Source organism: Haloferax sp. s1, from assembly GCF_058382125.1.
Genome location: NZ_JBZRPK010000555.1, coordinates 1 through 7,313 on the forward strand (window position 1 = coordinate 1; position 7,313 = coordinate 7,313).

The 7,313-nt window shown below is 60.7% G+C and carries 6 protein-coding genes; 1 reads left to right on the forward strand and 5 read right to left on the reverse strand.

Annotation, left to right across the window (positions count from 1 at the left end; all coding sequences use genetic code 11):
- The 5 genes from QT222_RS10010 to QT222_RS10030 all read right to left on the reverse strand — a co-directional run.
- A partial coding sequence (locus QT222_RS10010) for a PhoU domain-containing protein (RefSeq protein ID WP_491477084.1) occupies positions 1-682 on the reverse strand: 682 nt, incomplete at its 3' end.
- Between the two features lie 200 nt (positions 683-882).
- Positions 883-1,833 carry a phosphate ABC transporter ATP-binding protein PstB gene (pstB, locus tag QT222_RS10015; protein WP_491477085.1) on the reverse strand — a complete coding sequence of 317 codons (951 nt, stop codon included), beginning with the start codon at positions 1,831-1,833 and terminating at the stop codon, positions 883-885.
- Positions 1,834-1,837: 4 nt separating this feature from the next.
- Complete coding sequence (gene pstA, locus QT222_RS10020; RefSeq protein WP_491477086.1) at positions 1,838-3,460, reverse strand: phosphate ABC transporter permease PstA; 1,623 nt, start codon at positions 3,458-3,460, stop codon at positions 1,838-1,840.
- Positions 3,460-4,593: a phosphate ABC transporter permease subunit PstC gene (pstC, locus tag QT222_RS10025; RefSeq protein WP_004060716.1), complete on the reverse strand. Its 1,134-nt coding sequence runs from the start codon at positions 4,591-4,593 to the stop codon at positions 3,460-3,462. Before pstC ends, pstA begins: the two co-directional genes overlap by 1 nt.
- A 61-nt stretch (positions 4,594-4,654) precedes the next feature.
- On the reverse strand, positions 4,655-5,848 hold the full coding sequence (locus QT222_RS10030) for a PstS family phosphate ABC transporter substrate-binding protein (protein WP_004060715.1): 1,194 nt from the start codon (positions 5,846-5,848) through the stop codon (positions 4,655-4,657).
- Positions 5,849-6,034: 186 nt separating this feature from the next.
- Between QT222_RS10030 and QT222_RS10035 the strand changes: the two genes are divergently transcribed.
- A complete protein-coding gene (locus QT222_RS10035; RefSeq protein ID WP_491477087.1) occupies positions 6,035-6,988 on the forward strand; it encodes a halo transducer protein in 954 nt (317 codons plus the stop codon).
- Positions 6,989-7,313 lie beyond the last annotated feature (325 nt).

A 7,313-nucleotide genomic window follows, 5' to 3' on the forward strand; every position in this document is an offset into this window, starting at 1 on the left:
CTGATGCGGCAGAGGCGATTTGATCGGCGTGGGCGGAGATGCGCTCTAACGCCCGCGCTGCGGTGGAGAGGCGGAATAGTTCTGTCCGTGTTGCGGCGAGCGCGTCAACCTCGTCGAGGCGGTCGAGTCCGCGGGTGAAGTGCCGGTCGACCATGGCGAACAATCGGTCAGCGCGGTCGTCGCGGTCACAGAAGCCATCGATGGGGGCGTCACCAGTCAGTGCGGCAGTCGCGTCTCGGTGCATCGACACCGCGACGAACTGGAGTTGGCGGACCGACTGGCGAATCGAAACTTCGTTTGCGTCGAGGGCGTTCCGTACCGTGACGTGCGCCTCGGATTCTTCAGTTATCGTCACGCCGACGAGATTCCGCGCGACTCGCCTGATAGTCTGTCGCTGGTCGCTGTCGAACGACCCGTTGGCTTCGATGACGACCTCGTTCGACCCGGCGGCGTATGCGGCTCGAAGGGTCTGTTCGAGATACCCGTCGTCTCCAGCCTGGACCGTCATCTGTATCGACGACTCGTCCTCGCATTCCGGGGGCTGAATCACGAGCACTCCGTCGATGTGCGTGTGTAAGCCGACGACCGTCCCGGTGGTAATCCCCTCACCGTCTGCCCAGTCTCTGGGTAACGAGACGGTGAAGGTCCCGTTGCTGACCTGCTGAATCTTGCGTGTCTCCATTGTTTTCGAGTATGCCGTGTTTTTGTTGTTCAATTGCCAGTTCTTCGGCGACGCCTACTCCTACAATCTCGTGGAATCGAGAGACGAGAGGAAAACGAGAGACGCCGCCGACCGGCCGTTTGCCGCCTGCAGGTCGTCGGAGGGTGCCGTCACGTCAGTTCGTCGGGGACGAGGCGGCGCTCTCGTGTCGCGGGCGCGGTCTATCCGAACTTTCCGCTGATGTAGTCTTCGACGCGCTGGCTCTCTGGGTCTTCGAACACCTGTTCGGTTTCTCCGTATTCGACGAGTTCCCCGCCGGTGAGGAACACTGCCGTCTGGTCCGAGATACGCGCGGCCTGCTGCATGTTGTGGGTGACGATGACGACCGTGTAGTCCTCGGCGAGTTCGTGGACGAGGTCCTCTATTTTCGACGTCGCGATGGGGTCGAGGGCGGACGCCGGTTCGTCCATAAGCAGGACCTCAGGGTCGGTCGCCAGCGCACGGGCGATGCAGAGTCGCTGTTGTTGCCCGCCGGACAGTCCGAGCGCGTTGTCGTCGAGTCGGTCTCGAACTTCGTCCCAGAGGGCGGCTTGTCGAAGCGAGCGCTCGACGAGTTCGTCGACCGCGTCGTCGTCGCTTCGACCGAGGAGGTTTGCAAGCATTCCGGTGTCGAGGTCACCGTGTTTCCGCGGCCCGTACGAGATGTTGTCTCGGATGCTCTTCGGGAACGGATTCGGCGACTGAAATACCATTCCGACGCGCTTTCGGAGTTCGACGAGGTTGACGCCGTCCTGATAAATCTCCTCGCCGTCGAGCGCGACCGAGCCGTCGATACTTGCCGCTTTGATGCGGTCGTTCATCCGATTGAGACACCGGAGGAACGTCGATTTCCCACAGCCGGAGGGACCGATAAGCGCCGTGACGCTGTTTTCTGGAATCTCCATCGAGACGCCCTTTAGCGCGTGGTCGTCGCCGTAGTACACGTCGAGGTCCTCGACGGTGAGTTTGGCTTCGCCTTCGAACTCGTGTTCGACCCACTCCTCTCGGGTCTTCTCTCGCGTCTCGCCGCTCGTGACTTCGAGCGGTTGGCCGGTTGCGTGCTGTCCGTCGTTTGTCTGCTGTCCGTCGTTTGTCTGCTGTCCGTCGTCCGTCGTCTGGGTGGTTTCGCTCATGTGTTCACTCGTGCTGCAGTTTCCGCCGGAAGTAGTACCGGGTCGCAATACCTACCGCGTAGAAGCTCAGAACGACGACGAGCAGGATGAGCGCCGTCGCCCATCGGAACTGTTCGATGTTGCCGATGTTGGACGACTGCCCGACGCCCGCGGTGATAAGAGAGTACAGTTGGTACGGGAGTGCCGACGTGGCCTTCAGAAGTTCTGGATTGTCCACGAACGGCGGTGACGCCGTGAACTCGAATCCACCGATAACGTCGACCGTCTGGCTACCGGGCGGTGCGACGCTCCCTGACATCGTCAAGAGAATCGGTGCCGTCTCGCCCGCGATGCGGCCGACGCCGAGAATGATACCCGTGACAATTCCCGGAAGCGCCGCCGGGAGGACGATACTTCGAACCGTCTGCCACTTCGAGACGCCGAGTGCCGCACTCGCGTCTCGGTACTCGTCGGGGACCGCCAGCATCGCCTCGCGGCTGGTGATGACGACGAGCGGGAGGAGCATGAATCCGAGCGTGAGCATCCCCGCGAGCAACGACTTCCCGTTTCCGAGACGCGGAACGAGGAAGGCGAGTCCGAACAGCCCGAAGACGATGCTCGGCGTACTCCACAGCCCGTTCGTGGCGACTTCGACCACCTGCGTGAAGCGCCCGCGCTCTGCGTACTCGGTGATGAAGACGGCCGCGCCGACGCCGAGCGGAACGGCAAACAGCACCGCGCCGACGACGAGCCAGATAGTTCCGACGATAGCGGGAAGCACGCCGTTGACATCGTTGAGGAGTGCGACGCCGTTCATCACGAACGGCCACGAGACCGGGAGGTTGAACGTCACGCCAAAGAGTGTCGTCTCGGGACCAGCCCCGAGACCCAGCGTGAGTCCCTTGAACAGGCCCGGAAGCCCCTTGAGAACCGTGAAGGCGACGAGGAGGAACAACACCGTGATGATGGACAACGCGTTCATGTAGACGAGCACGTACGCGCCGACGTGGCGGCCGCGAGCGCCGAATCCACCGTAGGCCTTTGCGGACGCCCACCCGGCGAGAAGTGAACAGAACGCCGTCACGGCCGGAATTGCGAACTCGGCCTTGAACGACGCCTGTTGCTCCCAGCCGAGACTCCAGACCCACGATGGGTCGATAACGCCACCGAGGAAAACGAGACCAGCGAGGAGTGCCAATGCGCCAGCAGGTATCGTCGAACCGAGGTCCTCTCTCGGGAGTGCGGTTCCAGCGAACGCGACACCGCCGGTCACGAGTGCAACTGCAAACCAACCGACTGTGCCGAGTCCGAGCGTCTGCGACGCGACGAATCCGCCGACGACGAACCAGAGGAGTGCGAACGCCGCTGAGGTGATTACTCCGGCACTTGGTCGTGGTTGCGTGGCGACGTAGCCAAGTCGGGAGCCGACGCCGAACGTGATGACTGCGCCGCCGAGGACGACCAGTAGACCGCCGAGGAGCACGACCACCGGAACTCCGGCGATTGGGTCGGTGATGGCCACGAAGTCGAACAGCGCCGCGAGTGAGAGGGCGAACAGGATGGCCGCGAGGCCGACCGCGCCTGCGGCGATTGCCTCCGTTTCCGACGTGTCTTCGTTGACGAGGGTGGATTCGACTGCCCCAGCCATTATTCGGCACCTCCGAGTTTCTGGCGCATGCGCGTCTCGATGTACTGTGAGCCGACGCTGAGGAGCAACACTGTGATGAACAGGATGACGCCGGCGACGAACAGCGCAGAAAGCTGGAGTCCGTCGGCGTCGCCGTAGTTCGCCGCGATGAGCGACGTCAGCGTGTCGTTCCCGTAGAAGACGTTGTAAAGTGGCTTCGTCAGCCCCGGACTTCCGCGAAGCATCACCGTTGCGGCCATGGTCTCACCAATCGCGCGACCGACACCGAGGAGGACGGCAGCCGAGACGCCGGAAAACGCTGCGGGCAACGTAATCGAGGTCATCGTCTGCCAGTCGGTCGTTCCGAGCGCGAGCGAGCCGCTTTTCATCGACTCGGGGACGCTGTTGAGCGCGTCTTCGGCCACCGAAACGACCGTCGGAAGCGCCATCAGGCCGACGACGACACCGACGAACAGGTAGGTCCCCTGTCCGACGATGTCGAACTGGTCCGACGCCCACGGGCTGAGGATAGTGAATCCGATGAATCCGTAGACGATAGACGGGATTCCGGCCAGTATCTCGACGCCGGGTTTGACGAGTTCGCGGACGGTTCGCGGTGCAATCTCACTGAGGAAGAGCGCGGCGGCCACACCGAGCGGGGCCGCCACGGCGGTTGCGATGATGGTGACGAGCACCGTCCCGTGAATCATCGGGACTAGCGAGTAGCGTACCGGCGGCGTGACCGGGCTCCAGCGTGTCTCGACGAAGAGCCGGAGTCCCGGAATCGGAATCCCGAACACGGTCATCGTCGCGTACTCGACTGTCGGCCACGCCTCGGCGAAGATGAACACGAGGATGAGCCCGAGTATCAGAATCGTCGAAATCGTCGTCGTCAGCGTGAGCACGCGTGCGGTCAATTCTTGGTGCCGAATCCAGCCGTATCCCGTCGCGACGAGGAACACGGCAAACGGAATGGCCGTCAGCGACGAGACGGCTAAAAACCCGACGAACGCAGCGAGAAGCGACACCGCAGCGACAGTGACCGTGACGAGTGCATCCGGTTCGGTCTCGTCGACGAAGTCACGACCTCGCTGAAGCTCGCGCCGTACCGCCGTTCGCAGGCCAGCACCGTCGTATTGTGGGAGTATGGTCATAGGTGGAACGTGAATGAATGGAAAGAACGCGGTTCAGGCCCGTTTCGTGTCGCGGCCGGGCTTACGCCTGTTCCGGCAGCTTGTCCTTCTGGGCCTCGATGTCCTTCGTCGGAAGCGGGATGTAGTTGTTATCCTCGACGAACACTTTCTGGCCGAAGGTGGTCAGGAACATGTTGATGAAGGCGGCCTCGCGCTTGTCGGTGCCGCTGGGCGTGTCCTCCGTGATGGTCGTGTACTGGTGGAGGTCACGGTTGAGCGGGTAGGAGCTGTCGAAGATAGTGTTCTTAGCGTCCTTGTCGGGCTTGTAGACCGTTCCCTCGAAGTTGATTGCAATCGGCTTGACCTGCGGGCCGGTGAAGGCGAGTGCCATGTACGCGATGGCACCTTCGTTCTGCTGAACGACGGTTGCGACCTGCTGATTCTGGCCTTTCCGGGTGTCGACACCCGGCATCGGTGCGTCGGCATCGCCGAGCATGTTCAGGCGGAACGAGGTGTCCGTTCCGGAGCCTTCCGCGCGACCGACGACGTAGATTTCCTTGTCCGGACCGCCGACTTCCTTCCAGTTGGTGATGTCGTCCTGGTAGATTTTCTTGATTTCCTCGCCCGTGAGTTGTGTGACACCGGCGTCGTAGATATCCTTGCTGACGACGACAGGCTGGCCGTCGCGGCCGACGACGTGGTCGACGTAGTTCTCCTTGGCCTTCTCCTCGCTAATTCCGAGTTCGGCCGTGATCGGTCCGGAGGAGTTGCCGATGTCGACGAGACCGTCGCGGGCGGACTTACAGCCGGTCCCGGAGTGGCTCAGACCGATACTGGTCGCGAACGGCGGGTTCGCCTGCGTTTCGGTCGGCTCGAAGCCGTAGAGGCTCGCGAAGTAGTCGGCGAGACGCATATCGGGCGCACCGAGGTCCTCCCAGCCGGGGACGGTTCCTTCGCCGCTCGAACCCCAGTATTCGCCGTCACTCGGCGGTGCGTTGGAGTTCCAGTAGGAACTCCCTCTGTTCGCGATAGGGTAGACCGTCGAGGAACCTTCCGCAGTGAGCATCTTCGGCCCGCTCGGTTCACTCGTGGACTCCGGCGTTTCCTCTTCGGTTTCCGGCGTGCTCGTATCTTCTTCGGTCGCGGGTGCTTCGGTCGTCGTGTCCCCCGTCTGGCCCGAACAGCCGGCAAGGCCAGCAATGCCCGCAGCACCGGATGCAACGATGAATTCCCGCCGTGATACGCTGTCTGCCAACTTCTGAGAGTCGTGCGCCATCACCTGGACTGACCCGGGTTTAAATAAAATGCGTTTATAATACTACTTTAGTTCTATCAGAGTTCCACGTAACAATAACTATTGAACATGGTGGAGGGTACCCTCCCAGAGCGGTACGTTGGACTATATATGATTCCATAACCGATACGACAGAAAATATAACGCCCCGGCGAAAACACCACTATCATGGGCCAGAAGGGCAGTGAAGACAAGCGAGATAGTATCATTGGGCTGTCGAAATCTGCAGCGACGGACGCCATCGTCGCAGAAGATGAGACTCGTTCTCCGGCAACTGTCAGCACGGTGCTCGAACACGTGACCGAAGACGGAACCGTAACGCGAGACGGCGTCGATGAAGCGGTCACAGATACGTCGATGATTCTCTCGACAGCGGAGACGCGTGCCGAACTCGCGTCGATTGCACTTTCGGACGCCCGCGAGACTGCCGGCGACGCAGCGTCGATTGATGCCGTTCAGTCTCGACTCGCCACCTTCGATTCGAAGGTGTCGAATGTGACCGACCGCGTCGACGAACTCGGCACTACTGTGCAAGAGCTGTCACACTGGCACAGTACGTCGCTTCCGATATACGATGTCGTCACCGGCCTTCGGCACGCGGCTTCAGAAGCACAGACACTTACTGCGCGTGCGGACGATATCCAACTCAACATCGAGGAGTTCGAACACTGGCTTTCGAATCACGACGTTCGCGTGCGCGAAGTCGACGCCGACGTAGATGCCCTCGAATACGCTCTCGATGACCTCGAACAGAGCGTCGAGCGAGTGGCCGACAAAGACGACAACGCGGACGATTGGCTCGATTCGATGCTTCGATACCACGTCTCGGTACTTCTCGTCGACGACGTTCGTGCGGAACTCGTCGACCTCCGCGAGATGGCGGCCCGAGCGGACGTAGACGACGACGGGCTTGAGGACGGTGCAGCACGACTCGACGAACTCGATTCACGTGTCGAACAACTCGGCGACCGACTCGATGAACTCGCTCAGCCCGAGTGGGTGGACGAGCACGACGAACACCTCGCGTCGTTCCGTGCAACACTAAACGAGTTCGAGCCTCCGATTTCGTGGGGTGCAGTTCAGTCCGAACTTGAACAGTACCGTCCCGAACGCGACGCATAACTCGACTGCCGACGAGTTCCATTTCTGTCTTTGTTGTGTGGTGGTGTCTGTACTGTGTCGTGTGAAAGTGTGTACTACCGTTTGTGCATTTCTTGGAGTTTGTGGAAATTTTAAAAATTCTACAAATTTTAAAATGTTTGAAGTGTTTGGGGCTTGGTCTGTGGCGTTCGTTACGCTCGCACCATATATCAAAATTTCTACGTAAATCGCCTTCAGCGAAACTACATGTAGGTACAGACCTTCGTCCCAAGTGGAACTTCCAATGTCTGACTACGAACTCGACCCACTTCCGTACGAGTACGACGCACTGGAACCGCACATTTCC